The following is a 14544-nucleotide window of genomic DNA, read 5'->3' as shown; positions in this document are numbered from 1 at the left end:
TTTCCTTAAGTGGTGGCCGGCGTTAGTGGCGGACCACGGTGAGGGTGCTCTTGTTGGCTGCCGATTCCTCCACGGCGTCCAGCACCTGCTGGACCTGAAGTCCTTCTTCGAACGACGGCGAGGGAGCGGTTCCGTCCTTGATGGCGGTGAGGAAGTCGCGGACCTGGTGGGTGAAGGTGTGCTCCCACCCGATGATGTGCCCCTGCGGCCACCACGCCTCGAGGTAGGGGTGGTCCGGTTCGTTGACCAGGATGCGCCGGAAGCCCTGTTCCCGGGCCGGGGCGGTGGCGTCGAGGAAGCCGAGTTCGTTGAGATTCTCCAGGTCGAACGTTAGTGATCCGGCTGTGCCATAGATTTCGATCCGAAGGCTGTTCTTCTGACCGGTTGCCACCCTTGAGGCCTCCAGAGACGCGCCGATATTGCCGGTCAAGCCGAGCGTGGCCCACGCGGCGTCGTCGACCGTTACGTCCTCAAGGCCATCCTGGCCAGCGTCGTCCGTGCTGGGGCGCTGGCCCACGAAAGTCCGCAGTGTCCCTGTTACTTCGGTAATCACCTGCCCGGTCAGATACTGGATTTGGTCGATGGCGTGCGAGGCGATGTCCCCGAGCGCGCCGGACCCCGCGGTTTCCTTCCGCAGCCGCCACGTCATGGGTGCCTGGGCGTCGGCGAGCCAGTCCTGCAGGTACGCTGCACGGACGTGCCGGACGGTCCCGAGCCGGCCTTCGGCGATGAGTTCTTTGGCCAAGGCCAAGGCGGGGACGCGGCGGTAGTTGAAGCCGATCATCGACTGCACGCCCCGGGCCCTGGCTTTGGCGGCAGCTGCGGTCATGAGTTCTGCCTCGGCAAGTGTGTTCGCCAGTGGTTTTTCGACCAGCACGTGCTTGCCGGCCTCCAGTGCGGCGATGGCGATGTCGGCGTGCATCCAGCCCGGGGCGCAGATATCCACGACGTCGATGTCATCCCGGGTGATCACGGTGCGCCAGTCCGTGGCGGATTCCGCCCAGCCGTAGGCGGCCGCGGCTTCAGCCACCGCGGCGGCGTCCCGGCCCACGAGGACCTTTTGCTCGAAGGCCGGCACGTCGAAGAAACTGGCCACGTTCCGCCACGCGTTGGAATGGGCCTTGCCCATGAAGGCGTAACCAATGGCGGCAACACCAAGGGACTTCCTGGCGCCAATGTTGTCCGGAGATTCAGTCATGTGGAAGTCCTATCCCGGCTTCGGCTTTACGGAGCTTGTCGTTGAGTTTCTGGCGTGTGGCACGGCGCACGGCCTGGCGTTGGGGATCGGGAACCGGGGCGGCGAGCAGGAGCCGCTGGGTGTAGCTTGCATCCGGGTTGGCGGTAATCTTTTCCGCCGTCCCGCTTTCGATGATTTCTCCCTTGTACATAACGGCGACGCGGTGGCTGATGTAGCGCACCACGGATAGGTCGTGGGTGATAAAGAGGTAGGAAACCCCGGTGCGTTCCTGGATTTCGATAAACAGGTCCAGGACGCGCGACTGGTTGGACAGGTCCAGTGCGCTGACAGGTTCGTCACAGACGATCAGGCGCGGGTTCCGGCAGAGGGCACGGGCAATGGCGATGCGTTGGCGCTGTCCTCCCGAGAATTCACGTGGCAGGCGGGTGGCCGCGTCTTTTGGTAGGTGGACTTGTTCCAGGAGGTCGGTGACCCGTTTTTCGGCGGCTGATCGTCCGGTACCGGCTGTCATCAACGGTTCGGCGAGGATGTCCAGTACTGTCAGGGCCGGGTTCAGCGAGGTGTAGGGGTCTTGGAAGACCACTTGGATTTCATCGCTGAGTGTCCTGCGTTCCTTGCGGTTCATGGTCGAAATGACCCGGCCGTCGTAGCTGATTGCACCGGCCGTTACGGGAGCCAGGCCCAGCACAGAGCGACCCAAGGTTGTTTTCCCCGAACCGGATTCGCCTACAAGTCCCATGGTCTCGCCGGGCTGGACGTCCAGCGAAATGCCTTTCAGTGCTGTGAAGGCGGGTTTGCGCCAGCCCTTGGCAGGGTATTGGACCGTGACGTCCTCGATGCTCAGCAGGGGGGCATCCGACCCCCTCCGTGACGTGGAGCGGGATTCAACGGTGGAGAGCATGTCAGTTCCCATCAGGCTGTCTGTGCCTTTTTCGGCAGGGTGGAGCCGGGCCGCGCGGTGTCCGGCGCGCTGGTCCTGCGATTTAGAGGAGGACGCGGCTTAGCGTCCTCCAAGGTGGAGGATAGGAGCATCCGAGTGTACGGATCCTGCGGATTAGCGAAGAGCTCGTTGACATCGGCCGCTTCGAGGATCTTTCCGGTGTGCATGACAGCCACGCGGTCGCACAGGTCCGCCACGACCCCGAAGTCGTGGGTCACGAGGATAACGCCCATGTTGCGCTCAACCTGCAGCGAGCGGATCAGGTCAAGGATCTCGGCCTGAACCGTGACGTCCAGGGCGGTGGTGGGTTCGTCGGCAATCAGCAGATCCGGATCGCAGGAAATTGCGCCTGCAATGAGCACACGCTGTGCCATGCCCCCTGAAATTTGGTGTGGGTAAGAGTCATACACCCGGGCCGGATCGTTGATTCCAACACGCTCCAGGAGCACGAGAAGACGGCTTCTTGCTTCCTTGGCTGAGATTCTCAGATGCTGCCGCAGTGGCTCGGCCAGTTGTGATCCGATGCTGAACGCGGGATCGAGGTTGGACATGGGTTCCTGCGGCACGTAAGCGATGCGGCTTCCGCGAAGGCGATTCATTGCACCCCGCGCCAAGCCATTGAGTTCGAGGCCGTCAAAGTGCAGGCGCTCTGCCGACACGCGGGCCTCGGGGGGGAGCAATCCGAGGAGCGAGAATGCCGTCTGGCTCTTGCCGGAGCCGGACTCGCCTACGAGGCCAAGGACCTGGCCGCGGCTCACTGTCAGAGTCACCCCGTCGACGACGGTTCGCCGCCCGCTGTCCACCGGGTAGGTGACCTTCAGATTCTCGACGACCAGCAGGACGTCCTCCGCAACCGCGGAGTAGCCGGCAGGTCCGGGAGCCGATGCCTGGTGCCCTGAGGAGGTGTCGGAGTCGTACTTTGGCTCTGAGCGGCGTCCGGTACGCTTCCGGGAACCGCCCAGGACATCGCGCAGCGAGTTGGCCAGGAGGGCGAGCGATGCGGTGGTCAAGCAGATGATCAGGGCAGGCCACAGAAGCAGCAGCGGAGCCACATAAATGTTCGCGAAAGCGTCATTGAGCATCGCGCCCCAGCTGGCCTCATTGGGGGAGCCCAGTCCCAGGAAGGCGATGCCGGCCTGGACTCCAATGGAAACGCCGAATATCTGCGCGGCCTGAATAATGGAAGGAGCCTGGACGACCGGGAGGATGTGCCGCCCGATGATGCGGACATCGGACAAACCGGACACCCTTGCCGCGTCAACGAAGAGTTCCTCGCGAACGGACACTACCGATGCTCTGACCAAGCGGTAGACGGACGGCGACACGATCAGGCCCAAGACCACCATGGCCACATATGTGCTCTGGGAGACGGCGGCCATAACCACCAGGAGGACGATGATGGCCGGTACCGCCATCATGAAGTTACTCGCCCATGAGAGGAACGCATCAGCCCGGCCGCGGTAGTAGCCACCCAGGAGCCCGGCCGGCAGTCCCACGGCAAACGCAACTCCGACGGCCACCAAGGCCGCGGAAAGGCTTGTCTGTCCGCCGTAGAGTAGACGTGCGAGGACGTCCCGGCCCACCCCGTCTGCGCCGAGCAGGTGCTCCTGGCTGATAGGCGCCAATGTCTGGGCAAGCGATGATTTGACCGGGTCCTGATCGGTGAGCAGCGGGGCCAGCACGCTGATCACGGTGATGATCAGCAGCATGGCGAGGGCGCACACGGCGACGGGATCACGCAAGAGTCGCACAACAACGTGCCGCCTTTTGGGGATGGCCCCGCTTGGGAGGACGGCGGCGGTTCCGGCGATCGGGGGGATAGTCATTCTGCACGCACCTTGGGATTGAGCCAGCCGTAAGCCAGGTCGGCAATGAGATTTACCGTGACCACGATCACCACCATCACGATCACTACGCCGAGTACAACGGGGGCGTCTCCCTGAACAGCGGCCGAGGTCGCGATGCTGCCGATGCCGCGAAGGCCGAAGACCTTTTCGACGATCACCGCGCCTCCAACCAGTCCGATGAACTGCAGGGACAAGACGGTCAGCGCCGGAGGTGCTGCGTTGCGCAGAACGTGCTTATAAATGACCCGCCGGTTGCTGAGTCCGCGGCTGCGCAGCGTCCGGACGAAGTCCAGGCTGAGGACGTCCAGCATGGATCCGCGCAGCTGCTGGGTGGTCGCCGCCGTTGCACCGAAGGCCAGGGCAATCGAGGGCAGGGTTATCGAGCGCAGCCACTCGACCACCGAGCGCTGGAAGGTTACGTAGCCAGTGGCGGGCAACCAGCCGAAGTTGACTGCCACCACCATGGCAAGGATGAGGGCTACCAGGAAGCCGGGGATGGAGTCTGCCAACACTGCGCCGATCTGGATGCTTTTGTCCAACCAGCCAGCACGGACCGCGGCGATCGAACCCAGGACAACGCTGACCATTGCGGACAAGATCAGCGCGCCAAGGATAATCGAAAGGGTCACCGGCAGGGCCGTGAGCAGTGTAGTGGAGACAGGGACGTTGTTGAACCACGACTTCCCGAGGTCCCCGTGGAACGTGGTGCCCACCCATTCCAAATAACGGACACCAAGCGGACGGTCGAGCCCCAGCTCTGCCGCCTTGGCTATTGCCTGTTCCGGCGTTGCAGTTTCCCCCACGATATTTCGTGCCACGTCAGAACCCGTGAAGTTGAGCATGATGTAGGTTGCACTGGCAACGAGGACCACGAGCAGGATCCCGGCCAACAGGCGTCGGATCAAGAACACGACCATCCCGTTCACCCTCTTTCTTTAATTGCTGTTCATTCCGGCCGTTGCTACGGGGCCGGCTTGAAGTTGTACAGGGGCGGGGCGTTGTAGAACGGGTTCATGGTGACTTCGACTTTCTTTGAGGAGGCGTAGGAGTCCTTTACGACATCCCACGGGGCGTTCCAGGCCTGGTTGACCACGTAGGTGTTCAGCTCCTGGTAGGCCTTGGTCTGAGCTTCTGCGGTGGAGTTGCTGATTTGGGCGATGAGGTCATTGACGTGCTGGTCCTCGAAATGCAGCGGATTCCAAGTGCCCTGCTTGGCCAGAATGAGTTGGATAGTGATCCAGGGGTCGGTGCCGCCGGTCTTGAAGTAGGACATGGCGTACTTGCCGGCGAGGATCGAGGGCATGAACTGGTCAAACGGAATTTTGTCCAGTTTGACCCGCACCCCGATGTTGCCCAATTGTTCCACCATGGCTGCCTGCATCTCCGGGAACAGCGAAGAGATATCCGGCATGACCACATCGAAACCGTTCGCATAACCGGCCTCGGCCAGCAATGCCTTCGCCTTCGCGGGATCATACGTATACGTCTGGTCGAGTGCCGGAACAAACGCTTCGCTGTCCGAGGTGAAGTGCTGGCTCGTGGGAGTACCCAGACCCTTCTTGGCGATTTTCACGATCGATGCGGTGTCGAACGCGTAGTTGAGGGCCTGGCGCACACGAACGTCTGCCAACGCAGGGACGATTGTTCCCTTACGGTCCCAAATGTAGAGCCCTTCAACATAGCCGGGGCTGACCGTATCGACTTTGAGCCCGCCCGCCTTCACCGCGTCGACTTTGGCGGCCGCCACCGGGCCCCCGTCCAGCTGTCCGGAGAGAAGGGCATTGGTCAGCGCAGTCGGGTCGGACATCGTCTTGACATCGACCTTGTCGAAGGGGAAGGCGCCCTTGTTCCAGTAGTTTGGATTCGCCGCGTAGACGTACTCCGTGCCGGCCGTGGTCGCAGCAACGTCCAAAGTGTAAGGACCTGAGCCCACCGGGCCCTGGGGTTTATCGAGCGCTTTCGGGCTCGCGATCATCCCGGCAACATTGCCCAAGCTCCGCAGCAGCGACGGGGTCGGCGTGGATAGCTTTACGACGACGGTCGAGGAATCGGGGGCCTGGACATCCGAGATTGCCTTCACTAGGGCGGCTGCCTCGCCCTTGCCGGCTTTCGTGTGCATCAGGTTTGCTTTGACCGCCTCTGCGTCTAGCGGTGTGCCGTCGCTGAACTTCACGTCGGTCCGCAGCTTTAGCGTTAGCGTGGTCAGGGCCGTGTCATACTCCCAAGAGGTCGCGAGGTTCGCGGTCGGGGCGCCCTTGGAATCCAGGCGGAACAAGGAGTCAAAGACCGGCTGGTAGTATTCCTGGTCCTGCCCGTTGCCGGCCTCTGCCAAGTCCCAGGACTTCAGGCTCTGCGAGACAGCCAGGTTGAGGGTACCGCCAGTCTTCGCTCCGGTAGACTCTGATCCGCCACCCCCGCAGGCCGACGTAGACAGTGCCAGCGCCAACGCGCCGGCAAGGACGATCCTTCTTTTCATGGTCTCTCCTGTTGGGAATTTATGGACTAGGCCTGACACAACTACGTGCCGGGTTGCTCGGATAAACTTCAAAAGTTTTGGGTAAGAGTTTGGTTCCTGGGGCCTTGATTCGAAGTGCCCCCCGTCACGTTGATTAAGCATCTTTTAGCCGCTGCTTGTTCACAAGATGCCGAAATTAGTTTTCTCGGTTACATAAATTCCAGTTGCCTCGGCTTCTTTTACGACTTCTCATAACGCGTTGTCAGCCACTCTCCGCAACGTGTGATGCTGTCCTCCGGAGCAGTGGTGCCACGATCGACCTTTATGCCCAACCAGCCGTCAAAGTCCGGTCCGGCGGCATCCAGGATTTCGTCGATGTTGGCGTCGCCGAAGCCGGGCTCGGTCCATAAACCTGCCCGTACGGTGGTGCGGTAGTCCACGTCTTCGTCACGGCTCTTGCTCGCGATGGCCAGGTGGTAGTCCTTTAGATGTATCCCGGCCAGCCGGGGGCGGTACTCAGCGATGATGTCCGCCGGATTGATGCCGGTACAGGCCAGGTGCCCCACATCGGGGCCGAAGCTCAGGATGGTTGAATCGACGCTGTCGAGGGCGAACCGGACTTCGTCCGCTGTTTCAATCCATGTCCCCACGTGGGGGTGTAATGCGGGCACCGCCCCTTCTCCGGCCATGATGCTTGCCGCATTGCCCAGGTAGTCACACACCGCTTCCAACCGCTCGGGCTTGAAATCGAAACCGACAGCGGGGTGGGTCACCCGTGCCGCTTTCTTGTCCATGCCCATGGCCAGGAACACAAGGGGCACGCCGACCGCACCGTTGTTGGCTGCGGTCAATCGTGCCCGTCCCAGGAACGTGTTCCGGGCCATCGGATCATCCGTCCAAGGCATGGGCACGTAGCCCCGGCCTGGACGTATCCCCGCCTGTGCCAGGCGATTGCAGTAGTCCTCAACTGCTATTCCTTCGGGGACTTCTGTCTTAATGGTGGTAAAGCCGCTGGAAGCGATAACGGGCAGTCGCTGTTGAAGGGGTGGTGCTTGCTGCGGGTCGATCCCCATCATCGGTTGCCAGCCATTGGATGGGGTTCAGGGCGACCCGGCTCTTTGAGATGGGCATAGTTGAGGCGTTTCCTTGCCTGGGGTCTGAAGACTATATGAAACGAGGGGTTGCTGCGCAGCAGCGAGACGTCCCGGCATCCTGTTGTCCGTGAGGAATTCAGCGCGAGGCGGGCTCCATGCCGAACGTCTTCTGGAACCACAGGCCGCAGAGGTCGACGCTTTCCCCCGGCGATGGCGTTGTGCCCCTGTCCACCTCGATCACAACCCAGCCGGCGAAGTCTTCCCCTGCAGCGCCTAGGATCGCTGGGATGTCGGCGTCTCCGGTTCCCGGCTCGGTCCAGATCCCTGCGCGTACTGTGGACTGGTAGTCGAGGTCCTCACGGCGGCTTTTTCCTGCAATGTCCAGGCGGTAGTCCTTGATGTGGATTCCGGCGAGTCGGCTGCGGTATTCTGCGATAATCCCAGCCGGGTCTATGCCCGTCCAGGCGAAGTGTCCGGCGTCAGGCCCGAACTTCAGAATGCTTTCGTCGACGCTGTCCAGGACGAAGCGGGCGTCCGCCGCGGTTTCAACCCATGTTCCGATGTGCGGGTGGAGTGCGGCGACGCCGCCCTCGTCGGTGATAATCTGTGCGGCCTCGGCCAGGTAGTCTCTGACCTGTTCCAGCCGCGTTGCATCGTGGCCGTATCCGACGGCGGGATGCGCCACGCGGGGAGCATCCCGCTGCATGCCCATGGCAAGGAACAGGAGCCCATTACCCAACTGAACGTTGTTGGCGGCGAGGAGTTTGGCGCGACCCAGATGGTGGGCGCGTTCTGCCGCGGATTCCGACCAAGGCAGGTTCACGTAACCCGGGCCTGGCCGGATACCTGCTTCTTGGAGTGTCTTGCCGTAGGCATCGACCGTGGAATCAGAAGGCACTTCGGACTGGATCGCAGTGAACCCTGCGGCTGCAATCCTAGCGAGGCGTTCGGTGAGTGGGGGCGCGATGCGCGGGTCAATCCAACCATCATCGGTGGCGACCCATTGCAGGGGATTGATGGCGAACTGGGTGGGCGATATGGGCACGACGAACTCTTTTCTGTCGGTGTGGGGTCGGCGTAGACGGTTAGGGTCGGAAGAGTGGTGCCGGGCGTTCGGTCCGGCTTTCGAGAACGATCGCCTGGCCAGTGGCCGCGGCTTCGTCGATTGCGAGCATGGCATCAAGGACATGGAACGCGAAGGCGGAATTAGCGCGGTGCGGCTGTCCAACTAGAGCACCCGCGAGGTCGCTCACGCCGAGTCCGCGACGGTGCTGTTCAGGAGTTCCGACTGCACCGAATAACGGCGTCACGGGTTCAAGGACCTGCCATTCGCTGTGTTCGCGGCGCTTCAACCTGACGTCGCCGTCGAAGGTGTTGGGATCGTTGAGGCTAAGGGTTCCTTCGCTACCGTAGATTTCGATCCTGGGCAGCGTGGTGTCCCAGACGTCGAAGCTCATGAGAATAGTCCCAATGGCGCCCGAATCGAAGGAAAATACGGCGGAGGCGTGGGTATTCACGGACACCGGAACCACATCCACCGAGCGGTTTGGAGCCGTGACCGTTCGCGTGGGGGAGCCGATGCGGGCGTCGGCGCTGACGCGCCGGATTGGCCCGAGGCAGTTGACCAAGGCCGCGATGTAATAGGGACCCATGTCCATGACCGGTCCGCCGCCCTTCTCGAAGAGAAATCCGGGGCTGGGGTGCCAGGTTTCGGCACGGGAGGACCTGACAAAGGCGCTGGCGCCAATGGGCGTACCGATGAGGCCGGCGTCGATCGCGTGCCTGGCCGTCTGGCCGGCGCTGCCGAGGAACGTGTCGGGAGCGGAACCAAGGATGCCTTGGTGCTCACGCTCGGCTTTGAGCATCAGGAGCGCGTCCTCACGGTTGGTGGCCAGGGGCTTCTCTACGTAGACACTTTTTCCAGCCTCGAGGGCCTGGATCACGGTTGACGCGTGGAGATTTGGGGGAGTCAGGTTGATGACAACGCTGATGTTCTCGTCAGCGAGGAGGGCTTCGGTGCCGCCGAAGCAGGATACTGAGAATTCGGCTGCTAGAGCGGCCGCCCGGTCGTGATCAACATCGGCGATGTATCTCACGCTCAGGTGGGGGAAGTTTTGGAGGCCTTGCATGTAGCGGGCGGAAATGTTTCCGGCGCCGATGATGCCAATGTTAGTAGTCATGGAGTGTCTCTTTCGAGGTGGTAGAAAGTCGTTACCGGAAGGCTATATTTGCGCTTTTTGAGCCACAAGATGCCGAAATAAGTCTGATTGCCGAATTTATTAAGCGCCCTTGGGTGCATAATGTGTTCATGAACGAGATAGCCTTAGATCGATCGCCTGCTAACACCATCCTGCGTCTGGTCGCGGGGGGAACAGTGACGAGCCGGGCCCAAGCTGCCCGTGTTACGGGAATGGCGAGGTCGACGATTGGCCTGCACGTCGACCAAATGCTCCAGGACGGGGTGCTGGTCGAGAACGATGAACCGCAAGGGGCCCGGGGACGTCCGGCGAAGGAGCTCAAGGTAGGCCGTGGTGCGGGCTATGTCGTTGACGTGATCTTTGACCGCACCGAGACCAGTGTCGCCATCTCCGACGCCAGCGCCGCAGTCCTCGAGTCCGCGACGATCGACATCCTGCTGAGCCATGACCCGGATTCAGTGCTCGAGCAGGTCTTTTCCACGGCTGATGAGGTGCTCGCGGAGCACGGCCTCGCGATTGCCGATGTCCGCCAAGTCATAGCAAGCGTTCCCGCCCCCATTGACTTCCAGAAGGGAGTCACCGCTCACCGATCAATCATGGCCGGCTGGGAAGGGATCCAGATCGCAAAAATTCTAGGCGATCATTTTCGTGCCCCGGCGCTGATGGACAATGACGCGAACCTCATGGCTTTAGGCGCTGCCACGATGCTGCACGAGGATGAACTTCCGCTGGTCCACCTGCAACTATCCACCGGGATCGGCGCCGGACTGGTCACTGCCGATTCCAAGATTCACCGCGGCGCCGACGGATCGGCAGGAGATATTGGGCATCTACGGATCGACAGGCAGTCCGAGGTCCCCTGCCAATGCGGGAAGCGCGGGTGCATCGGTGCATACGCCAGCCTCCACGCAGTGATGACACAACTCGGGATCGAACAAGGAACCGGCGTCGATCCCAGGGCCGCGCGGAAGACCATCACACAATTGGTCAAGCGCTCCGATCCCGCGACACTTGGCGCACTAAGGGATGCGGCCGTGCACTTGGGCTACCTGACGGCGATCCTGGTGGACATGTTCAACCCGAGGACCATCGTTCTCGGCGGCCCGATGGTTGAACTCAGCGACGACGTCCTCTCCACCGTCCGCGGGATTGTCTACCAAGAGGCAATGTCCGTGGCAACGCGACGACTCGTGATCGGCCCCTCCCGCCTGGGAAACAAGTCGGCCTTGGTCGGGGCCGCGCGGCTGGGGGCCGACAAATTGCTCGACGCGTCGCTCCGCGGCGGGCGGTCTGCCGGACCAAGCAAAGCCTAGGCGTTCACGGACGCTCTGGCGGGAAGAGTGTTCCTCCGTGCGATGCCCGACTGTAGGACCATCCGAACATGCTCCGGCCTCGCCAACGCTGCGATATCTGTCAGCGGATCCGCGTCCGTGATGACCAGGTCTGCGATTTTTCCGACCTCCACCGTTCCGACCACGTCGTCAATGCCCAGGAGTCGGGCTCCGTTCAGGGTGCCTGCCGTGATTGCCTGCAGTTCCGTCATGCCGAGTTGAACGAGGTAAGCCAGCTCCAGAAGGTTTGCGGCATGGGGGCTGACGCCGGCGTCCGTCCCCATGGCGATGGCAACACCGCGGCTGATCGCGAGAGCGATGTTCTCCCGCGTCCGCTCGGCCCAACGGGACTTCTTTTCGAAGTGCAGGGGGCTCACTTTAGACGGGTCTAACGGATTGAAGGCCGTAGCCAGGGTGGGCACCAGAAACGTTCCGGAGGCGAGGGCGAGATCGCAGGCCTCATCCGTCACCCCGTAGCCGTGCTCGATGCTTGCGACGCCACCCCGGAGAGCGTTAAGGATCCCTGCGGTGCCCTGCGCATGGGCGGCGACCTTCTTTCCACGATGCCGACGTGCCTCGTCTACGACTGCCCGAATTTCCGCCTCGCTCAGGTCTTCGTCATCCGGATCATCATGCGGACTGCCCATGCCGCCGGTGGCGCAGATCTTGATCACATCAGCGCCCTCCCGTAGGACCGTCCGGACAGCAACCCGGGCTGATTGCTCATCGTCGGCCAGGATAGTGAAATGCCCTGTGGCGTTATGGCCGTCCGGCCCCGTCGCGTCGCAGTGTCCGCCGGTGTGACCGATGATCCTTCCTGCTGACAGCAAACGCGGAGCTTCGATCAAGCCAGATTCCTGCGCCAAGCAGTAGCCAGCCGACAAGCCACCCAGGTCCCGCGCCGAGGTTATACCGGCAGCCAAAGTATCCCGCATTCTCCGGGCAACATGGAAGCTGGTAAGGGCGGAGTCCGCCGGAGGGCCGGAGGGCTTAGGACCGAAAAGAAAATGCACATGAGCGTCAATAAATCCCGGAAGAATCGTCATGCTGCTCAGATCCACGGTAGAGGCGTCCGGAGTGGCTGGGGCACCCCCAGCAGGACCTGCATAGGCGATCCTGCCCGACCCATCCACGATGACTGTTGCATCATCCTGCGGCCTGTTACCCGTTCCGTCGATCAAGCGCGCATGCTCGAAGCGCTTCATTATGCCGCCCATGGCACGATCCCTTCGTCTTGAGGTCGGAGCAGGATCCAGATGGCCCTGAGTGCTAGGCAGGTGCCCAGATCGGGCATCCTGTTAAGCAGTGTAGTTAGCGGTGCGCCGCGTACAAGATGACGATTTAAGTTCGTTTACGGATAAAAAACCGCACAATTGACCTACGCTCGCCTCTCGTCGCATCCCGTGCGGAAGCAAAGTCTCCAACGCCGATAATGGAGATTCTGTAAAGCTATGGGGCCGCTTGCGAGCGTCGTGCAGCCCTGAAGAGAGACCGTTATTCCAGCCGGGCGTGACGCAGGTACTGGTAGACGGTTTCCCTGCTGATTCCGTATTCGCGGGCCAGGGCGACTTTCGGTACCCCGGTGCCGGCGCGCTCGACCATCTCGGCGGCCCGTTCCGGGGAGAGTGTCTTCTTCCGTCCCTTGTAGGCTCCGCGCTGCTTGGCCAGGGCAATTCCTTCCCGCTGCCGCTCCCTGATCAGTGACCGTTCGAACTCTGCGAAAGCACCCATCACCGAGAGCATGAGGTTGGCGATGGGGGAGTCCTCGCCTGTGAAAACCAGGCTCTCTTTCACGAACTCGACCCGCATGCCTTTGCGGGTTAGTCCCTGGACGAGAGCACGCAGGTCATCAAGGTTCCGGGCAAGCCGGTCCATGCTGTGCACCACCACGATGTCTCCATCGCGGGCGAAGCGAAGCAGCTCGGCGAGCTGTGGTCTGGCGGTGTCCCTGCCAGAGGCCTTATCCGTGAAGACGCGGTCGAGAACCTGGCCTTCGAGCTGGCGTTTCTCGTTCTGGTCCAGCGTGCTCACCCGCACGTACCCGATCCGCTGACCAACCATTTGTCCTCCCAACCCTCAAGACGTCAGGTTGAGTTTCAGGGCACACTCACTACGGCGTCAATAGGTCGACGGGAATGTGGCATCAAGTGCGATGTCAGCGGAGCTGGTCCAGGGCCTCGTGGGCGACCAGAAGCAGGTCATCACGGTTGCTGAGCTGCATTGAATCCTCGCCGTACAACTCGATCGCTACGTCGACGGCCGCCTCTGCGGTCCTGATGTCCAGCGCCCGGCAGAGCACCGCAATATCGGGGATGTCCCGGTCCCTGCCGGCTGCGAGCTTCATGGCGAGTAGGAACCTCGGGGACGCGACACGCAGCACGAGGTTCTTAGCAATCGCAACCTCCGCTGCCTCTGAGTCCTCGCCGTCGGGTATGTAGGCGCGGGCCGCGTTGTTCAGCCACCGAGGATCCAAGTCGAGTTCGGCAGCCATGTCCGTGGCGAGCTCCTGCACCGTCTGCTCCGGCTTGTACACAGCGTCGATGTCGGTTGTGGAGCGTCGGGAGTCGAACTCCACAGCGATGGCAGCGCCGCCGACAAGGTAGATATCAGCTGCGGCGCCCCTTGCTTGGAGCCGACGGGAGAGCTCGATCAGAAGCTCCCGTATGTCATCCGGCCCAAGGGACGCCCGTCGGGCCGGTCTCATGCTGCGGCCAGGTTGGCCGGATCAAACGCGATGTTTGCTTCGGCGAATTCAACGGGGGTGCGTTCCGCCATGCGCAGCTTCCATGCAGGGGAAACGTGCTTGCGGGGGGTGGCATACCATTTTGACTCCAGCGGCGGAGTGGTCGTCCAATCCGGCTCCTGCAGCCCGTACTGGTGGCACTTGTACGCGAAGGTCCTGGCCAGCAGGGTATCCCAGCGTTTGCGACCGGTGGAGATGGGCCGGGCACGAAGGAAGCGCCGGCGCCCGGACGCATTCAGCTCGTCAAAGTAACTGGCTGCCATGGAAAGTACCCGCATCGCGAAGTCTGGATCGCCTTTGCGCAGCTCCCGCCTCATCTGTCGGGCTGCCGATTCAGCAGTCCAGTAGAGTTCCGGCTCTGCAGACGTCCCCGTGATGCCGATTCCAGCGCCAAGTTGTGCAAGGACCTTCAGGGCAGTGCTGATGGAAACGTTTCTGCCCTGCTCAAGATCGATGATGGTGGACCGGCCGACTCCGATGGCGCGTGCAAGGGTCTCCTGGGACAGACCCGCGTGGAGGCGGTGCCGTTTCACCTGCTCACCAAGTTCCCGGGCGTCCTGAATCGCCTTCATCTGTTACACCTCCTGTCGCTTGTATCCATCATAGTGTGAAAGCTCGAGGATCGTGTGGGAGGGTGGCCGAAACCCGAACTGCAAGACGGGTTCTGTCGGTGCTGTTCTTTCAGGGGACTCCTTGAATGGACCGTTCGGTAGCGTCTGCGCCGTCTTGAAGTGCCTG

The 14544-nt window shown here is 62.0% G+C and carries 13 protein-coding genes; 1 reads left to right on the top strand and 12 read right to left on the bottom strand.

From position 1 onward, the window contains the following. Nucleotides 1-22: 22 nt before the first annotated feature. The 8 genes from QRM96_RS20635 to QRM96_RS20600 form a co-directional block, all read right to left on the bottom strand. The gene (locus QRM96_RS20635; RefSeq protein WP_285320816.1) at nt 23-1198 is read right to left on the bottom strand and encodes a Gfo/Idh/MocA family protein; all 1176 of its coding nucleotides are present in this window, start codon (nt 1196-1198) and stop codon (nt 23-25) included. Further along, a complete protein-coding gene (locus QRM96_RS20630; RefSeq protein ID WP_285320829.1) occupies nt 1191-2099 on the bottom strand; it encodes an ABC transporter ATP-binding protein in 909 nt (302 codons plus the stop codon). Before QRM96_RS20630 ends, QRM96_RS20635 begins: the two co-directional genes overlap by 8 nt. Nucleotides 2100-2110: 11 nt before the next feature. Further along, the gene (locus QRM96_RS20625) at nt 2111-3964 is read right to left on the bottom strand and encodes a dipeptide/oligopeptide/nickel ABC transporter permease/ATP-binding protein (protein ID WP_285320815.1); all 1854 of its coding nucleotides are present in this window, start codon (nt 3962-3964) and stop codon (nt 2111-2113) included. Then, a complete protein-coding gene (locus QRM96_RS20620; protein ID WP_285320814.1) occupies nt 3961-4902 on the bottom strand; it encodes an ABC transporter permease in 942 nt (313 codons plus the stop codon). The genes QRM96_RS20625 and QRM96_RS20620 overlap by 4 nt, the downstream gene beginning before the upstream one ends. A gap of 44 nt (nt 4903-4946) precedes the next feature. Then, nucleotides 4947-6461, bottom strand: coding sequence for an ABC transporter substrate-binding protein (locus QRM96_RS20615; RefSeq protein WP_285320813.1), 1515 nt, complete (start codon nt 6459-6461; stop codon nt 4947-4949). A 218-nt stretch (nt 6462-6679) separates the two neighbouring features. Further along, nucleotides 6680-7516 carry a sugar phosphate isomerase/epimerase family protein gene (locus tag QRM96_RS20610; RefSeq protein ID WP_285320812.1) on the bottom strand — a complete coding sequence of 279 codons (837 nt, stop codon included), beginning with the start codon at nt 7514-7516 and terminating at the stop codon, nt 6680-6682. Between the two features lie 154 nt (nt 7517-7670). Then, the gene (locus tag QRM96_RS20605; RefSeq protein WP_285320811.1) at nt 7671-8579 is read right to left on the bottom strand and encodes a sugar phosphate isomerase/epimerase family protein; all 909 of its coding nucleotides are present in this window, start codon (nt 8577-8579) and stop codon (nt 7671-7673) included. A 40-nt stretch (nt 8580-8619) separates the two neighbouring features. After that, on the bottom strand, nt 8620-9714 hold the full coding sequence (locus QRM96_RS20600) for a Gfo/Idh/MocA family protein (RefSeq protein ID WP_285320810.1): 1095 nt from the start codon (nt 9712-9714) through the stop codon (nt 8620-8622). A 128-nt stretch (nt 9715-9842) separates the two neighbouring features. On the opposite strand from QRM96_RS20600, the gene QRM96_RS20595 reads away from it, so the two are divergent. Next, nucleotides 9843-11045 carry an ROK family transcriptional regulator gene (locus tag QRM96_RS20595; protein WP_285320809.1) on the top strand — a complete coding sequence of 401 codons (1203 nt, stop codon included), beginning with the start codon at nt 9843-9845 and terminating at the stop codon, nt 11043-11045. Here the strand turns inward: QRM96_RS20595 and QRM96_RS20590 are convergent. The 4 genes from QRM96_RS20590 to QRM96_RS20575 all read right to left on the bottom strand — a co-directional run bounded on the left by QRM96_RS20590 (nt 11042) and on the right by QRM96_RS20575 (nt 14378). Beyond that, a complete protein-coding gene (locus QRM96_RS20590) occupies nt 11042-12280 on the bottom strand; it encodes a metal-dependent hydrolase family protein (protein ID WP_285320808.1) in 1239 nt (412 codons plus the stop codon). The two genes, QRM96_RS20595 and QRM96_RS20590, sit on opposite strands and share 4 nt — an antisense overlap. A 277-nt stretch (nt 12281-12557) precedes the next feature. After that, nucleotides 12558-13124: a recombinase family protein gene (locus QRM96_RS20585; protein ID WP_285320807.1), complete on the bottom strand. Its 567-nt coding sequence runs from the start codon at nt 13122-13124 to the stop codon at nt 12558-12560. Nucleotides 13125-13218: 94 nt separating this feature from the next. Then, nucleotides 13219-13767 carry a DUF6036 family nucleotidyltransferase gene (locus QRM96_RS20580; RefSeq protein WP_285320806.1) on the bottom strand — a complete coding sequence of 183 codons (549 nt, stop codon included), beginning with the start codon at nt 13765-13767 and terminating at the stop codon, nt 13219-13221. Then, nucleotides 13764-14378 (bottom strand): helix-turn-helix transcriptional regulator, encoded by a 615-nt coding sequence (locus QRM96_RS20575; RefSeq protein ID WP_285320805.1) that lies wholly within the window; start codon nt 14376-14378, stop codon nt 13764-13766. Before QRM96_RS20575 ends, QRM96_RS20580 begins: the two co-directional genes overlap by 4 nt. Nucleotides 14379-14544 lie beyond the last annotated feature (166 nt).

This window comes from Pseudarthrobacter sp. lyk4-40-TYG-27 (assembly GCF_030209295.1).
Lineage (GTDB): Bacteria > Actinomycetota > Actinomycetes > Actinomycetales > Micrococcaceae > Arthrobacter.
This window is presented reverse-complemented; position numbering and strand designations above follow the sequence as displayed.

Coding starts and splice junctions, on each gene's coding strand:
- QRM96_RS20635 (WP_285320816.1), bottom strand. CDS start 1,198: ATGACTGAATCTCCGGACAACATTGGCGCCAGGAAGTCCCTTGGTGTT.
- QRM96_RS20630 (WP_285320829.1), bottom strand. CDS start 2,099: ATGCTCTCCACCGTTGAATCCCGCTCCACGTCACGGAGGGGGTCGGAT.
- QRM96_RS20625 (WP_285320815.1), bottom strand. CDS start 3,964: ATGACTATCCCCCCGATCGCCGGAACCGCCGCCGTCCTCCCAAGCGGG.
- QRM96_RS20620 (WP_285320814.1), bottom strand. CDS start 4,902: ATGGTCGTGTTCTTGATCCGACGCCTGTTGGCCGGGATCCTGCTCGTG.
- QRM96_RS20615 (WP_285320813.1), bottom strand. CDS start 6,461: ATGAAAAGAAGGATCGTCCTTGCCGGCGCGTTGGCGCTGGCACTGTCT.
- QRM96_RS20610 (WP_285320812.1), bottom strand. CDS start 7,516: ATGATGGGGATCGACCCGCAGCAAGCACCACCCCTTCAACAGCGACTG.
- QRM96_RS20600 (WP_285320810.1), bottom strand. CDS start 9,714: ATGACTACTAACATTGGCATCATCGGCGCCGGAAACATTTCCGCCCGC.
- QRM96_RS20595 (WP_285320809.1), top strand. CDS start 9,843: ATGAACGAGATAGCCTTAGATCGATCGCCTGCTAACACCATCCTGCGT.
- QRM96_RS20590 (WP_285320808.1), bottom strand. CDS start 12,280: ATGGGCGGCATAATGAAGCGCTTCGAGCATGCGCGCTTGATCGACGGA.
- QRM96_RS20585 (WP_285320807.1), bottom strand. CDS start 13,124: ATGGTTGGTCAGCGGATCGGGTACGTGCGGGTGAGCACGCTGGACCAG.
- QRM96_RS20580 (WP_285320806.1), bottom strand. CDS start 13,767: ATGAGACCGGCCCGACGGGCGTCCCTTGGGCCGGATGACATACGGGAG.
- QRM96_RS20575 (WP_285320805.1), bottom strand. CDS start 14,378: ATGAAGGCGATTCAGGACGCCCGGGAACTTGGTGAGCAGGTGAAACGG.